This is a genomic window from Peribacillus sp. FSL M8-0224 (genome assembly GCF_038003055.1).
In the GTDB taxonomy this organism is placed as follows: Bacteria; Bacillota; Bacilli; order Bacillales; family DSM-1321; genus Peribacillus; species Peribacillus frigoritolerans.
The window spans coordinates 3,842,512-3,857,889 of record NZ_JBBOOJ010000001.1 but is presented as its reverse complement, the minus strand read 5'-3'; the positions used below and the strand labels follow the sequence as shown (position 1 = coordinate 3,857,889).

Here is a 15,378-nt window from a genome sequence, read left to right as displayed (position 1 = left end):
CACCATCCTGATTTTTTCATCATGTAGAGGGCTGTTAAACCCGAAATGAGCAGCAAACTTATGAGATATTAGCGTTTATCCATAGAATGCAGCAGCACCCTCATGAGATATAGGTGTTTACTCGTGAATTAAGCCGTTTTACTCGTGAGATTGGAGCAAATACTCGTGAGTTTAGTCGATTTACTCGTGAAAGGAGCATTATCCATAGAATGCAGCAGTAATCTCATGAGATATAAGCATTTACTCGTGAGATTAGTCGATTTACTCGTGAAATTGAAGCAAATACTCGTGAGATTAGCCGTTTTACTCGTGAGATTAGCCGTTTTACTCGTGAGATTGAAGCAAATACTAGTGAGTTTAGCCGTTTTACTCGTGAGATTGAAGCAAATACTAGTGAGTTTAGCCGTTTTACTCGTGAGATTGAAGCAAATACTCGTGAGTTTGGCCAATTTACTCGTGAAAGGAGCATTATCCATAGAATGCAGCAGTAATCTCATGAGATATAAGCATTTACTCGTGAGATTAGTCGATTTACTCGTGAGATTGAAGCAAATACTCGTGAGTTTAGCCGTTTTACTCGTGAGATTGGAGCAAATACTCGTGAGTTTGGCCAATTTACTCGTGAAAGGAGCATTATCCATAGAATGCAGCAGTAATCTCATCTCGTGAATGATGCATTATCATTGAACCCTAAAATCAAGCTAAATCTTCATTACCGCAGTGGTTGAGCTTCTAATCCGCCTGTGTTAAGGATATGTACATTTACGTTTATATCATGTATTGAATTCTTATCAAGAAAATCGGCCGGCTCTTTAATATGATTTTCTTGCCAGTATTTTGTCTCTTTGATATAAAGAATTTTGCCTAAGTTTAAAGGGTCTGCGTTCTTTTGGAGCCCTGTTTTAAAAGTTGTTTGGATTTCTTTTTTAATTTGATTTTCAAATTTTCGTTTTAATATATCCATTTCTATTTGTTTGTCCAGTCCTTCGATTCTGCCGGATACATCAATATCAATCACAAACTTGTATTTCCCATTCTTGAAAACTGGTTTAACTTTATGCTGTGGATGGGAGAATAATGCATTGATGTCCTGTTTATTCAAGATAATATTTAAGGGAGTTTTGTTGGTACTTTTAGTTAGCCAGCGAACACCGCTCAATTCTTTTTCAGAGAACCAGGGCTGGGACACTTTATAGTAAATGACAAATGCACCATCCATAACAAGGCTTTTTCGATTTTTATCTTTATCTTTCCAAGTTTTATCGTTCCAGGAAATGGAGGGTAAGATGGTCGTTGATGATTTTTCCCGCTGATTGGAATAGTATCTTTGTACCGTTATGGGTTTGATGTATGATCTATTCCGATATACATCTTCCGGTAAATATAATGTCGTGTATAAAGGCGACAAATTAAAAAAGCCGTTAATGGAGAATAGCTCATCCATTGAACTTTTTGTGGCAAAAATATTGGCTGAGTATCTAAGTAATTGGTTTCTGTAAATATAATCCACTATTTCTGTACTTTGCTGCTTCAAAACATTTTCACTGATTACAAAGGTGGAAACATGCCCTAAATATAGCGCTTGTTGAGTATTGCGCATAAGTTGATTAATGGCGTTCGAGACGGATCGGCCTTTTTGTTTTCCAACATATACGGGAGGGGCTTGAGTCGGCTTCGATTCCGTTTTAGCTACAGCAGCGAAGTCTACAAGTTGCGTATATACAATGTATTCCCCATCCTTGTAATCAATCCCTATAGCTGTTATATAATGAAAATCCTGAATCGTTTTTTCGTCCCAGCACCCCGAAAGTAAAAAGAGTAACGGAAGAGTCAACAAAATGTTACAGATGCGGAACATGGCACTACTGCCCCTTTCTGGTCTTATCTTGAGCTGCCAAGGATCGCTTGCTCAGGGATTGCCATGGCCTCATTATTAATGAATCCAGTATTTTAGTGAGTCTTGGCGGGTTTAGTCCATCAAGATATGCAACCCCAAAAGAATCCAGTCTGGATAATATAGTGACAATGGTGAGTAAACCGATTATCATGCCGTAAATTCCATAAATACAGCTTAATAACAAAACAAACATACGGAGTACGGTGACGGCAGCTGTTAAAGACTGGTTTACAAGGGTATAAGATGCGACAGAGGTCACGGCAGTTACCACAAGCATGGTTTGTGAGGTCAGTCCTGCCCTTATCGCGGCATCGCCGACAATGAGACCACCTACAACGGCAACTGTCTGCCCAACCGCTTTAGGTAACCTGACACCGGATTCACGGAATAATTCAAATAAAAGGAGCATGAGAATGAATTCCATCGTGGCAGATAAGGGGAGTCCCAGCCTTGAAAGGGTTATCGTGGCCAGTAACGGAAACGGCACCTGTTCAATATTGAAAGCGGAAATCGATATCCAAAATCCGGGCAATAAAATCGTTATCCCAATCCCTAAAACACGAAGAAGTCTCTCAAGGCTTACAAATAAATAGGGGAGATTCGAATCTTCTGCAGTTTTTATTTGCAATAATAAGGTAGATGGAGCCACTATTACCGTTGGCATTCCGTCCACGATCAGAATGAATCTTCCTTGATTGAGTGCTTCGACTACAAAATCAGGGCGGCTCGTGTAATGAGTGAGTGGAAATATACTATATTTACTGTTAGTGATCAATTCCTCCAATTGTTGACTGCTCACCAATATATCAATATCTATGGAGTTAAGCTTGGACCTTACATTTTTGACTAGTTCTAGGTCGATAATGTCATCCATGTACATCAGTGCGACTTTCGTTTGACTGCGCCTACCAACGATAAAGTCTTCATAGACAAGCGATTTTGTTTTCAGACGTTTTCTGACTAAAGCGGTATTTATGGATAAATCTTCGACAAATCCATCTCTTGGCCCCCTTACCGAGACCTCGAAAGAAGACTCCTCAGGCTGCCGGTTCGGAACTTTGGACAAATTAATGGAAAATAAATCTTGTGTCGACGGTATGAACAATAGGGCATTCCCGGAGAAAATCTGCTGTTGGACACTAATGAATTCACTATCAATGGTCACTTTCGTCAAATCCACCAAAGGTTTTAGCTTGTTGATAACCTTTTCAGCATCTATTCTCTCGTCCAATTGCATCATTTTGTTTAACTTTTCCAAAATTCCTTCGTTCAATAAACTGATATCAGCCATACCCGAGCAGTAAAAAATAAGGACAGGAATGGGTCTTTCTGTTTCTCCGATATAAAACGTTTCAAATATGATATCTGAACTTGAACTGAATAACTCCCGAAATGTCTCTTCCTTTAATTCAGGCAGGGTTGGCTCATTTTTGGATCGTCTCATTCTCATGTTTTTTCCCCTCCTTAGAATTAATGAATGTGCCGATAAATAAAAAGGTGGACAAAATGATCAAAAAATATAAAGCGCCAGGGTAGTAAAAAGTTTGGGTCATTTGCAAGAACTTGAAATTACTGTAGGGAACGATGGAGACGATCGCCATAAGAAAACCTACAGCGAAGAGAATTCCTATCTTCATTTGGTTCGTTTTTTTATTAAAGACTTCCGTTATTAAGAATAATGCCAGTGAAACACGGACATAGGCCCCAGCAAGCCATTGATAAATCGAAAAGAAATCTGTATGTTCAATATATTTTCCAATTGTCAGTAAACGCCATTGTTCATAGGCAGGGTATCTCATTGCCTCAGCTAATGTCGGGCCGAACTCAGCGATTCCAGCCGTCAATGGGCCGAAAACCAGAAAAACTAAACCGATACTTAAGAAAACCAATGTCTTGCGACTAATTGTATCCGTAAGTTTTTCCTGGAAAAAGGTGAGTAAAATCAGTTCCATAAGACCATATGCAGTATATTGAAAGGATTTAATGCCGTTAAAATAACCATCCTCAAAAAGAGGCAGGAGGTGACTATAATCTTTAGTCGGTATATTTCCAGTCGCAACCAAAATGCCAAGTAACACGACAACGGGCAATAATACGGAAGAACTGATGGCAATGGATCGAATGCCTGAATGGGCCAAGAATATGCATAACAGCGTAAACGGGATGATAATGGCTAAACTTGGCGTTTCAAATAGAAAAGTTGTAGTGATCCAATCCATCGTTTCCTTTGTAGTGGCCAAAACAAGGCTGATCAGGTAGAGCACTATAAAGAATAAAACGATATTTTTAATAGGTTTTCCAAATCTATTTTCAAGCCAATCCGTCATGGATTGATTTTTCATATTCGTGATTATCCTGGATAGGAGGTAGACCCAAATAGGGATTAAACCAAGGGTAAGGATAGAAAAAAACCAAGTATCCCTTCCGCCGGTGGATAGGAGGAATGGAATCAAAATAACGTGATTAAGAAGGCCGATTGATAAAAAGAAGATGCTCAGGGTTTGTATCGAACTAATTTTCTTCAAGATGATCCTATCCCCATTTCCATTTCCATTTCCATTGTTTAAAGATTGGATTGATGCAAAATGCCATTCATTTGTTTATGATTGCTAAATGTGGAAATAGTATACGCGCTAATGATATGGATTAAATTTCCTGATATTTAGTGATGAGCAGTAGAGCAAAGCAAACTATGCCGGAAAAAGGATTTGTTTTAATCGATAAAGAATATATATAGATGCTATTTTTATTGAACATCAAGGGGGAATGAAGATGGATTTAAGATACCCGATTGGGAAGTTTCAGTTTGACGGGGAAATTAATAGTGGTGTAGCCGAAGGGTGGCTCAACGAGATTGAAGCTATGCCTCGGGTTCTGCGGGAAGCAGTAGGGAACATGGATGATGAACAGCTTGATACGGCTTATCGTCCTGGAGGATGGACGGTCCGCGAAGTGGTGCATCATGTTGCTGATAGTCATATGAACGCATATATTCGCTTCAAATTGGCCCTTACGGAAGAAAGTCCTGTCATTAAACCGTATGAGGAGGGGAAATGGGCAGAGCTGCCTGATTATGATTTGCCGATTGATGTTTCTCTATCACTAATCGAAGGTATACATATCCGCATGGGCAAACTTTTATCGGGTCTTCATGCAGATGACCTGAGCAGAACATTCATCCATCCTGATTCAGGAGAGGTGACAGTCGGTGAAAATATAGGAATTTATGCATGGCACGGACGCCATCATCTGGCTCACATTATTACTTTATCAAAGCGCCAGGGATGGTGAATATGACTGAGAAAGGTGTGATTACTGTGAACGCCGATGTGAAAATCGAACAAATAACATCAATCGAAGACCATCTTAATGAACTGTCCGACCTTTTGGTGCAAGTGGTGGATGATGGTGCGTCCATCGGTTTTTTACCACCCATGAAACAGTCTGAGGCCATTGATTACTGGGGTAGTGCCATGAATCCTGATGTGATTCTGTTGGTCGCTAAGTTACAGGGTAAGATTGTAGGGAGTGTACAGTTACATTTATGTTCAAAGCAAAATGGCGGCCATCGAGCGGAAATCGCAAAATTAATGACGCATACTGGTTATAGAAGAAATGGCATAGGACGTTCACTCATGCTAGAGGCTGAGAAGAAGGCCAAACAGGAAGGGCGGACATTATTGGTCCTGGATACGAGGGAAGGAGATCCTTCAAATCTCCTGTATACCTCATTGGGATATATTCAGGCAGGCAGGATTCCTGAATATGCGAAATCTGCAAATGGTGAATTCCAACCGACCATTTTTTATTATAAAAATAATCTCGGGTAACGAATTGAATGGGGGGAATCCAAGTGCAAGCTTCAATCGAAAAAGATGGTAATGGGATTATCGCAAGATTCGATCGCCTTCTCAATCATTCGGTTGAAAAGGTATGGGGTGCTTTAACGGAGAATGATAAGTTGGAAAAGTGGATGTCCAACCTGGAAATGAAGGACCTCCGAAAAGATGGGACGATAAAATTCAATTTCAATGATGGGTCAGGGAAATCTTTTGATATGAAGATCAGGGACTTCCGGGAATCTGCCGTTTTAGATTTTGAATGGGGGGACGGCTGGGTTCGTTTCGAGGTATCCCCTGAAAAGGATGGATGCTCATTGGTATTGAAAGAATCCATTACGCCAGTTAATGATCATACATCAAAAGATTTGGCAGGCTGGCATATTTGCCTAGATATGTTTAGTGATTTACTTGATGGACACCATCAGGACTTCCCAATGGATGAATGGGAAAAATGGCATAAGGAATATACGGCTGCCGTCAAACGAATGGATGGATAATGGATGTGTGACAGGCAGCAGGATACATAAGGAAGCGGAACAATGAATTTCGGCCAAAGCCGAAGTGATGCTTCTGCCATGAAGGAAGTTTTTTATTGATATTCCAGTTGGCTCCATGTTAAGATGACTTTAACTTTTAAGAAATGGAGGTTTTCCTTGTGACATATATCAGACTGCGTTTCCAATCTTTGAACCGTTAATTGAATACGTTCAAGAGCTCTGCCGTCCGCAGGGTAAATGGGAATGGTCTGTCTATTTTTAAGGAAACCTTCATTTTACGCATTTAAGAAAAAAGAGACCCAACCTCTTTTTTTTTGTCCAGCTGTAGCCGGGGCAACCTTTGTGATCATAGGTTTTCACGATTCCAGTTGAATTTAAAATGGAAGAATTTATATAAAGGGAGAATTACATTACCTATCCAAGGGATTTTGGATAGATCTAAGATTCTTCATTGTATTGACCAAACCGAAGGCCAGTGGGAGATTGATTTTTTATCGTGAAAATAGTCATCCTCTCAGGTTTCTTTAGATAGGTTCTGATCCATTTACTCTAAACACAGGCAAATAGCCTGTGTTTTTTTTAGGGCATTAAGAACAAATATTGAAAATAGAATGAGGTGTTTAAGAGATGAAATCATTAAATGAACAAGTAAAGGACAATTGGAAAAAGAATATCCCTCTTTTTCTAGGCAGTCAGACGATATCCCTCTTTGGCTCGTCCTTGGTCCAGTATGCCATCATGTGGTATATCACATTGAATACACAGTCGGGTGTCATGATGACGATATCCATCGTTTGTGGTTTCGTGCCCACCTTCATACTCTCCCCAATCGCGGGGGTATGGGCAGACCGCTATAATCGGAAGATACTGATCATTCTTTCGGATTCTTTGATTGCCATTTCAACGCTCGTATTGGCCATCTTGTTTTTAATCGGCTACGATGAGCTTTGGCTGCTTTTCGTCATGTCCGCTGTCCGCGCAATCGGAACTGGGATCCAGACTCCTGCAGTCGGGGCCATTCTCCCGCAGCTTGTGCCAGAGGATAAGCTTACGAAGGTGAACGGGACAAATGGAAGCATTCAAGCGCTAGTGATGCTCGTTTCCCCCATGGTGAGCGGCGCGTTGCTTACGATGGCTTCAATCGAAACCATTTTCTTCATTGATGTGATTACAGCTGCAATTGCCATCTTCACATTGCTGGCCTTTTTGAAAATTCCAGCACATTCGAAGGCATTACAAAAGCAAACAACCAGCTATTTCACCGATTTGCAAGAAGGCTTCAGTTATATCAGGAATCACGACTTTCTTAAGAAGTTCTTTATGTTTTTCGCATTTTTCTTCGTGCTTGCCGCACCAGTTGCATTCCTAACACCGCTTCAAGTCACACGCTCTTTCGGGAATGATGTTTGGCGGTTGACTGCGATAGAAATCACCTTTGCCATCGGTATGATGCTAGGCGGGATTTTCATGGCTTCCTGGGGAGGCTTTAAAAACAAGATCCATACGATGACACTTGCAAGCCTTATAATTGGTGCCTGTACTTTCGCTCTTGGAATCATCCCCGTTTTCTGGATTTACTTGATCATCATGGGGGTAGTGGGATTGGCGATGCCCATTTTTAATACGCCGTCCATGGTCTTGTTACAGGAGAAAATTGAGGGTGATCTTCTTGGGAGGGTATTTGGTGTTTTAGGAATGATCTCGACTTCCATGATGCCCCTGGGAATGCTTGTATTCGGACCGATATCCGACATCATTAAAATAGAATGGCTCCTTATAGGAACTGGTATATTGCTGTTCATTCAAGGTTTTTTCCTGCTGGGCAGCAAAGTGTTGATCGAAGCCGGAAAACCTATCTCCAAAGATGCCTCCGAGTAATGGGGCACGGAACGACATGTCAGGCTGAAGGATTTTCAGCATGCCGGATATTTATTCTTGTAGAAAGATGATACCATGAAAGTCATCATTTGATTGGGGAAGGAGGAAAAGATGGGTTTTTTGGGGAAATTATTTAATTGGATGGTAGTTATCGGAATGATTCTTCTTATAGGACGATTGATTACGATGGCGTTCTTGTTTCTGGAAATTCCATTTACGACCTTTTTCAAGGACTACAGTCTCATTTCGATCATCATTTTAATAATAGGTGCAATTGGTCAGCAATTCACCAAGCCGGGTAAAAAGTAAATGAGTTATCACCTTTCCTTTTCATGAAAAGAATCAGCTTCGAATTCACTAGACCGAGATATTCTAATGTCGGTCTAGTTTTTTATTTAAGATATGTTAAATAATTCTGCCTGTGGAACAACATCGCTATCGGCAATGAATTGTCGTCGGACAATACACTTTGCACCGATGCTTGGAGGGCATTTTCCACCTAGGCAAGAAACAAAGGATTGGAACACTACTGTTTTAAATCAGACGGTGCAGAACGTGTAGAGGGATTTATCATATCCAAAATGTTAATAATTATCTCATTCTATTGAAAGGTTGGATACAACGACTTAATGGAGTAGCAACAAAATATCTACCCCATTATTTGAGTTGGTTTCATTTCTTGGATATGATTAAACATCGAAGTGATAACATTTCAATAAGTAGTATGATAGTAGATAGTAGAAAGTTGTCTTTTCAAGACAGATGTTACTTATAAAGAGTTAAAGATTATCAACCTTAATAAATGAATACATTGGAACTAAGGGGGCGGAAAATTGAATATAGAAGTTGGCTATTTCCCGAAGAGATATTATGACTCAAATCCTGATGCTGGAGGTTTTTTTCCGTTTGCAATAGAAGGCACTACACCATATGTTTTCTTAATGGATGGCTTTTATCTACCAGAATGTGATGAAAATTTCCTGCCATTGTGGATGAGGAATATTAAAGCATTTCCACTTTATTTTTGTGCTGAGGTTTCTTCTTATTGGAAAGATGAGTTTGAACATAATTGCAAGGAATTCAATATCAGTTATAGATACTTAACTAACCGATACGTTGTTACTGAAATCCAGAATGAAAAGCAGTTTAAGGAGATTTTCCCTTTCTATATTACTCTTGGTAGTGGGAATGATTTAGTTTTATGGTCCACAAACAAAGATGTATTTAGTGTAGAACAAAGAGAATGGAAAGGAAATTGGGAAGGGAAAATTGCGGGAACAGTAGTGGTTAAAGTAGAAGTCGATGCAAGTATTTTTTGGATTGGCTATGATGGAGATAACATTTCGGTTATCTCAAGTCAATCGAATTTCGCAACATATAAAAAAATAATCAAGACTTTTCCCGATTTTGTAGTTCCAAAGCTATGTAAGTACGAGTAATTTTAAAAATTAAAATGATTATGAGACCCCTGATAAGAGAAGGTCTCATTTATTTGACTAAAAAATAACAATATTATTTAACATAACCTTTATTTAAAAAATGCTTCAGTTGATTTCAGAAATCCGCTCCCTTTCCGCCGACAGTCTGCCAAGCCTCCTCGACGCAAGCCTCCTCGACGCAAGCGTCTGCGGTGTCTCGTCTAGCCAGTTATTCGGCAGGAGTGTCGCAAATTTCTTCAATCGATTAAGGGTATAGGAAAAAAACATGAAGAATAATCTAGTCTTAAGAATATTGGGGATGAGACTAGCCTACAGTTTTTTCTTAATAAATGTTCCAGTTGATTTCAGAAATCCGCTCCCTTTCCGCCGACTGCCTGCCAAGCCTTCACAGCATGCACTAGTGGGGTCCCGGCCCTTGGAAAGCGAGTGTCTGGAGGCAACGCTCACATTTTACAATGGGCTTTGTTTTTCGGGTCACGAATGTATTATTAATTCCCATCATTTTCACTGACATGCATTTCTTGTTTAATTTCATTCATCCTGTTTTTTCCCCATTCATACATCATTTCAACGATCGGCAGCAAGGTCATTCCAAGTTCAGTCATGGAATATTCGACTTTTGGAGGGATCTCGGGATATACCTTCCGATGGACGATGCCGTCTTCCATTAGTTCACGTAACTGATTCGTTAAGATTTTATGGGATATTTTCGGGAAAAGCCTTTGTAGTTCACTGAATCTGTGCGGGCCTTCTACACCTAAATGCCATAGAATGACGATTTTCCATTTGCCGCTGAATATGGATAAAGTAAGCTCTTTTTCGCAATTATAATAGCCGTTTAAGATCTTTTCTTTGATTTCATCTCTTAATGTTTCTGACATGGACATTAGCTCCTTTTTTATTTTACCAGTAACCTTAAGGTAACCTCCGCACATAAAAGTGCATTCTTCACAGCGCCGATTACGAGCGTTACAATTTGAGTGTCATCAGACAATTCAATTCAGGAGGCAATATATATGAGTAAAAAAGCATTACTAATTATACCACCAGAACGTTTTAATGAAGATGAATTATTTCAGCCGAAGGAAGTATTGGAAAATGCAGGAGTGGCAGTGACGATAGCCAGTACGAAAACAGGAGAAATAACTGGTGACTATCAAGGCAAGGCTTTGGCAGAGGTGATCTTTTCTGAAGTTTCAGCAAGTGATTATGATGCAATCGCAGTAATTGGGGGATCAGGTACGAATGATCATCTATGGGGTAACCAAGAACTGCAAAGTTTTTTGAAACAAGCGCATGAACAAAAAGTTCTTGTAACGGGAATTTGTGCAGGTTCTGTCACTGTAGCGAAAACAGGTTTACTTTCTGGACGTAAAGCTGCTTGTTACCCAGTTGATGTTCAAATTGACGAATTGAAAGCCAATTCCGCTGAATATGTAAAACAGCATGTCGTTGCGCATGGTGATATCATAACGGGTGATGGTCCGGATGGCGCAAAAGAATTCGGAGAAAGCTTAGCCGCAGCATTACGCTAAATCGCGTTTTATTGCTGACTTAATATCCCCTATGTGAAACCCTTGGATTCTATACAATCCAAGGGTTTTTTTATTTGAAAATGGAATGCAAACTTTAGACCTATTAATTTATCCTTTATTGGTGATTGACAAGGGATTGATAGGTATATAGTATGTTTATGTGGAAAAATAAAGTAAGTGATCGTAATTTAGGAAGGATCCATTTTGAGCATAGATTGAATCTTTGTTTTCACACATAAGGGCATTTGCAGGCCAAATAAAAGGGGGAAACTATTGATGAGAAGTTCATCGATTGACAAGAAAGAAAAAGTAAAGAGAAGGATATCGCTCCGGATAAAATGGTTACTATTTATATGTACATCCGTTCTTCTCGCGATAGTCGTATCCGTTTCGATAATGGGGGTAAAGGTGACTTCCATTTTTAAAGAAGATAGTACGTCCATCAACGAAAGCTCGGCCCAAAATGCAGCGGCCCAAATCAATTTGAGCATGGCCACGTATGAAAATTCGCTAGAGCAATTATCACAGCTGGTTTCCAATCAGATCAAGAATGGTGATTCAATCAAGGATATTCAAAAAACGTTAGAGGCTTTTCAAAAGAACAATGAGGATTTAATTTCCGTTTATTATATGGATGGATCGGATGGTTCCTTGTATGCTTCTCCCCAAATGGATTTCAATCAGGATGCCAGGGAGACAAAGACTTATACGCAGCTGACCGAAAGACCGGAAACGAAATGGATGGATGTGTATAAAGATGGAGTTTCGGGAATGATCATGACTTCCGTTGTCACGCCCGTTTTATCGGACGGGAAAATGGCAGGGGCCCTGGGTTATGATATCGACCTTGCGACAATCGGGAAAATGAGGTCAACCATCGAAAAAGATTCCACTAGCAATCTGGTGATATTGGATTCACAAGGGTTTATCGTGAGTTCATTCATGAAGGATATGGACGGGAAGAATATGAATCCTGACAAAAGCGGCATGGAAGAAGGTGTGGAGGATTTCATTACGGACACTGACCGATTCAGTTCAGAGTTCAAGTGGGTGGCCGACATGTATAATGGGGGCGGAAAAGCAAACCAACCCTTGACGTTGGATGGTGAAGATTACACAGGTGAATGGAGTACGGTCCCTGAAGTGAACTGGAAGGTGTTGGCGCTCACACCAGACAAAATACTGCAATCCAAGCTAGGTGACATTACTAGAATCGTACTGGTATCAGGTATTTTAGGTCTTTTATTCGGGATGGTATGTGCTCTTTATCTAGCAGGAAAGTTAACGAAAATCATGGCCGACTTCCAAAAAATCATAGAAAAGACGGCAAGTGGGGATTTAGTGACCGAATTTGCCATTAAATCCAATGATGAGATTGGGGACTTGAGCAAAAGCTATAACTCGATGCTAGGGAAATTAAGAAGATTGGTTGAGAAGGTAAACGGCAATGCGGAATCGGTGACAAATGCCAATGCCGGCTTAAGCCAAATAGCTGCTGAAAATAGTGCGGCCATTACAGATGTTTCACGCGCGATAGAAGAGATTGCAGCGGGTGCTTCGAATCAATCTGAACAGGTGGAGCATGGTGCGGGTACGATCCAGGTCCTTAGTGGGGAAATCGATGGGTTATCAAAAAAATCAAGGGAAACCCAGTCCGTATTGGAACTTGCATCTGAAAAAATAGAGTCAGGGAAACAACAGGTAAGTGGTTTGGAAGCGTCATACCATAAATTAGAAGTGGCGTTTTCTGCAGTCACGAGCATGAGCTTAAGACTTGTGGAAAAATCAAAAACCATTTCAGATGTCACGAATGCCATTTCGAAAATATCGGAACAAACCAATTTATTATCTTTGAATGCATCTATAGAAGCTGCAAGGGCAGGTGAGTCCGGCAAAGGTTTTGCTGTCGTGGCGAATGAAGTAAGGAGCTTGGCTGATGATTCAAAAGAAGCTACAAAAAATATTCAAGCAATCATCCAAAGCATTCTGTCAGATACAGAGGAATTGCTGAAAACGACAAATGAAACGAATCAAATCAGCAAGGATCAGAAAAATGCCGTGAACACGGTAAGTGAAGCCATGAAAGAGCTGGAAGATTCCGTCGGGAAAATATCCAATTCGATTCAGGAAGAAACACAATCCATTGAAAGCATCAATCGACAAAAAGAAACGGTTATTAAAGTGATAGAAGAAATCACCGCCGTATCACAGCAAACGACAGCTTCATCAGAAGAAATTGCATCATCCATGGAGGAACAAGCTGCTTCTTCCAATGAACTTGCTCAATATACACAGCAGCTTACACAGTTAATAAATGATTTGGAGCAGACGCTAGGGGAATTCCAGATAGAGAAGTAGGGAATAAACAAGTGTTGCAAAAAGGGAGTCCATTACAGTGGTTTCCTCTTTTGTTGGATTGCCATTTCATCATTATGAAAAGGTACATCGCTGGGACATCTCTCTATGGTGGACAAAATCAATAGAAGCACAAAAGTATAATTTAGAGGATCGGGTCAAGTATCCATGCTTTTTTTACAAAGGGGAATAATATATAGGAATCGGACAAGTCGGCACGGATATTAGAAGCTTCACAAATTTATATGAGATAGATTCATAGTAACGAGAGGGGAATGCCATTTAGCTTTCCCCTTATTTACTTCTGCTAGATGATGTATGTACCAATGGGTTTGGTTTCCTGATCAATAATCCATCGCCTTCGTAATCAATTTCCGTTTGTTCTCATGCAAAACCTCAAATACGTTTCCCTTCCAAAACTATGCTGCATATCTTCCATTTTTATCAAAGTGTGTAAACAAAATCCTCTAGGGATTCTTCGATTTCCAACTTTTCTCGATGAGGTATAGGAATAATGATTTGCTTTTATGGTGTTTTATTGAATCCGACTGTTGGTTTTTTTGTAAGAAATAGGCTAAAGGTTTCATTGTTTTTACCGATAATATTATTGTTGTGAGCATTAAGGTGCATCTGATTGAGTGGATGATAGGATAGAAGATTCGTATGATGGGATTTACATGAACATCGTAAATATATAAATATTTCAGCATATAAAGGAAGGTTAAAATGTTTAATGGAAAAATAAGCTGTATGATACTGACGACATTGGTATTCATGGTTAGTTTCACTTTTTTACCTGGTTTAAAGGCCGAGGCTGCAGATCCTGTGCATACTGTAATCTCTGGCGAAACGGTGGAATCGATTGCCAAGACACATGATATATCGGCTGAACAATTGATGAAGACGAATGGTTTACCGGATGATAAGTTATTTGCGGGCCAAAAGTTGACAATCATTCAAACGGCGTATACTCCTTCCATCTATCAATGGTCGGAGAGAGGAAAAAAAATTGCGAAATATGCGAGATCTTTCATAGGTTTTAAAAAGACAGCTGGAGAGGAGACGCCTGAAAAAGGATTCGATTCGAGCGGATTGATTCATTGGGTGCTTTCCCGGCAAAATGTGCCGGTTGACCGTTTGACAGTAGATGGTTTTTATAAGCAAGGGATGGATACAGCCACTCCAAAAACTGGGGATATAATATTCTTTCTGGAAAAAGACAGCTTAAAAGTGGTGACTGCGGGTATTTATGTCGGCAATAACCAATTTGTCAATTCTGGATATGGTGCGGAAACGGTTCAGGTGAGATCCACTACAGAAGATTACTTTGCAAAATACCAAGTGGCGTACAAAACATATACGCCTAAAGGAGAGCATATCGTCCAAACGGGAGAAACGCTTAAAAGTATATCGGAGAATTACAGTATTTCCATGAGTACGATCAAAAGTCGTAACGCTTTAATTACCGATGAGTTGTTGCAAGGGCAGTATCTTCAACTATACAGCAACCCGTTATATCCGTTTTATGTAAACCAGGAGGCTGCATATGATAAGGCATATGATGTCATCAAGTATGCATACACTTTACGCGGATTCACCTATGTTTTCGGGGGAGACGATCCAATGACCGGTATGGATTGCAGCGGCTTCATATATTGGGTCATGAAGGAGCAGGGCCTTTCGGTAAAACGAGGTTCCGCCGAGGATTACTTTTCATTGGTGCCCAAAATCGATAATCCAAAGGCAGGGGATTTAGTTTTTTTTAGCGACACAGGAACAAGGCTAGGTGTGACCCATGTTGGTATTTATCTGGGTGATGGACGTTTTCTCCATACAACGGAAAACGCAGGCGTTCATATTTCCAACCTTTCGTCAGGTTATTTTGCCGAGAAATTCGAAAGCTTCGGTCAAGTTGAAAGCCTCATGGACTAAGAA

14 protein-coding genes and 1 pseudogene are annotated in these 15,378 nt (G+C 40.1%); 11 read left to right on the top strand and 4 right to left on the bottom strand.

All coding sequences use genetic code 11. From position 1 onward, the window contains the following. Positions 1 to 165 precede the first annotated feature (165 nt). Complete coding sequence (locus MKX49_RS18545) at positions 166 to 669, top strand: hypothetical protein (protein WP_340877280.1); 504 nt, start codon at positions 166 to 168, stop codon at positions 667 to 669. Between the two features lie 43 nt (positions 670 to 712). On the opposite strand, the gene MKX49_RS18540 is transcribed toward MKX49_RS18545, so the two are convergent. From MKX49_RS18540 to MKX49_RS18530, 3 genes are read right to left on the bottom strand one after another with little or no spacing between them, the layout of a single operon-like run. Then, positions 713 to 1,858 (bottom strand): Ger(x)C family spore germination protein, encoded by a 1,146-nt coding sequence (locus MKX49_RS18540; protein WP_340877279.1) that lies wholly within the window; start codon positions 1,856 to 1,858, stop codon positions 713 to 715. A gap of 4 nt (positions 1,859 to 1,862) precedes the next feature. Further along, the gene (locus MKX49_RS18535; protein WP_340877278.1) at positions 1,863 to 3,347 is read right to left on the bottom strand and encodes a spore germination protein; all 1,485 of its coding nucleotides are present in this window, start codon (positions 3,345 to 3,347) and stop codon (positions 1,863 to 1,865) included. Then, positions 3,322 to 4,422: an endospore germination permease gene (locus MKX49_RS18530; RefSeq protein ID WP_340877277.1), complete on the bottom strand. Its 1,101-nt coding sequence runs from the start codon at positions 4,420 to 4,422 to the stop codon at positions 3,322 to 3,324. Before MKX49_RS18530 ends, MKX49_RS18535 begins: the two co-directional genes overlap by 26 nt. A 247-nt stretch (positions 4,423 to 4,669) precedes the next feature. Between MKX49_RS18530 and MKX49_RS18525 the strand changes: the two genes are divergently transcribed. The 7 genes and pseudogenes from MKX49_RS18525 to MKX49_RS18495 all read left to right on the top strand — a co-directional run bounded on the left by MKX49_RS18525 (position 4,670) and on the right by MKX49_RS18495 (position 9,553). Next, the gene (locus MKX49_RS18525; RefSeq protein WP_445670133.1) at positions 4,670 to 5,188 is read left to right on the top strand and encodes a YfiT family bacillithiol transferase; all 519 of its coding nucleotides are present in this window, start codon (positions 4,670 to 4,672) and stop codon (positions 5,186 to 5,188) included. A gap of 2 nt (positions 5,189 to 5,190) precedes the next feature. Continuing rightward, positions 5,191 to 5,727: a GNAT family N-acetyltransferase gene (locus MKX49_RS18520; RefSeq protein WP_323596596.1), complete on the top strand. Its 537-nt coding sequence runs from the start codon at positions 5,191 to 5,193 to the stop codon at positions 5,725 to 5,727. Positions 5,728 to 5,750: 23 nt separating this feature from the next. Then, entirely contained in the window at positions 5,751 to 6,236 is a 486-nt protein-coding gene (locus tag MKX49_RS18515; RefSeq protein WP_340877275.1) for an SRPBCC family protein, read from the top strand. A gap of 627 nt (positions 6,237 to 6,863) precedes the next feature. Continuing rightward, positions 6,864 to 8,114, top strand: coding sequence for an MFS transporter (locus MKX49_RS18510; RefSeq protein ID WP_340877274.1), 1,251 nt, complete (start codon positions 6,864 to 6,866; stop codon positions 8,112 to 8,114). Positions 8,115 to 8,225: 111 nt separating this feature from the next. Then, the gene (locus tag MKX49_RS18505; RefSeq protein ID WP_048686936.1) at positions 8,226 to 8,423 is read left to right on the top strand and encodes a hypothetical protein; all 198 of its coding nucleotides are present in this window, start codon (positions 8,226 to 8,228) and stop codon (positions 8,421 to 8,423) included. 125 nt (positions 8,424 to 8,548) lie between these two features. Next, positions 8,549 to 8,920 (top strand): annotated as a pseudogene (locus tag MKX49_RS18500) (IS1595 family transposase); the annotation flags it as partial. A gap of 27 nt (positions 8,921 to 8,947) precedes the next feature. Next, on the top strand, positions 8,948 to 9,553 hold the full coding sequence (locus MKX49_RS18495) for a hypothetical protein (RefSeq protein WP_340877273.1): 606 nt from the start codon (positions 8,948 to 8,950) through the stop codon (positions 9,551 to 9,553). A 488-nt stretch (positions 9,554 to 10,041) separates the two neighbouring features. Here MKX49_RS18495 and MKX49_RS18490 read toward each other — a convergent pair whose 3' ends face one another. Then, positions 10,042 to 10,434, bottom strand: a complete 393-nt coding sequence (locus tag MKX49_RS18490; protein ID WP_340877272.1) for a winged helix-turn-helix transcriptional regulator — start codon at positions 10,432 to 10,434, stop codon at positions 10,042 to 10,044. 135 nt (positions 10,435 to 10,569) lie between these two features. Between MKX49_RS18490 and MKX49_RS18485 the strand changes: the two genes are divergently transcribed. The 3 genes from MKX49_RS18485 (at position 10,570) to MKX49_RS18475 (ending at position 15,375) form a co-directional block, all read left to right on the top strand. Beyond that, the gene (locus MKX49_RS18485; protein WP_048687548.1) at positions 10,570 to 11,088 is read left to right on the top strand and encodes a DJ-1/PfpI family protein; all 519 of its coding nucleotides are present in this window, start codon (positions 10,570 to 10,572) and stop codon (positions 11,086 to 11,088) included. 276 nt (positions 11,089 to 11,364) lie between these two features. Next, on the top strand, positions 11,365 to 13,446 hold the full coding sequence (locus MKX49_RS18480; RefSeq protein ID WP_340878569.1) for a methyl-accepting chemotaxis protein: 2,082 nt from the start codon (positions 11,365 to 11,367) through the stop codon (positions 13,444 to 13,446). A gap of 723 nt (positions 13,447 to 14,169) precedes the next feature. Continuing rightward, positions 14,170 to 15,375 (top strand): C40 family peptidase, encoded by a 1,206-nt coding sequence (locus tag MKX49_RS18475; protein ID WP_340877271.1) that lies wholly within the window; start codon positions 14,170 to 14,172, stop codon positions 15,373 to 15,375. Positions 15,376 to 15,378: the final 3 nt, after the last annotated feature.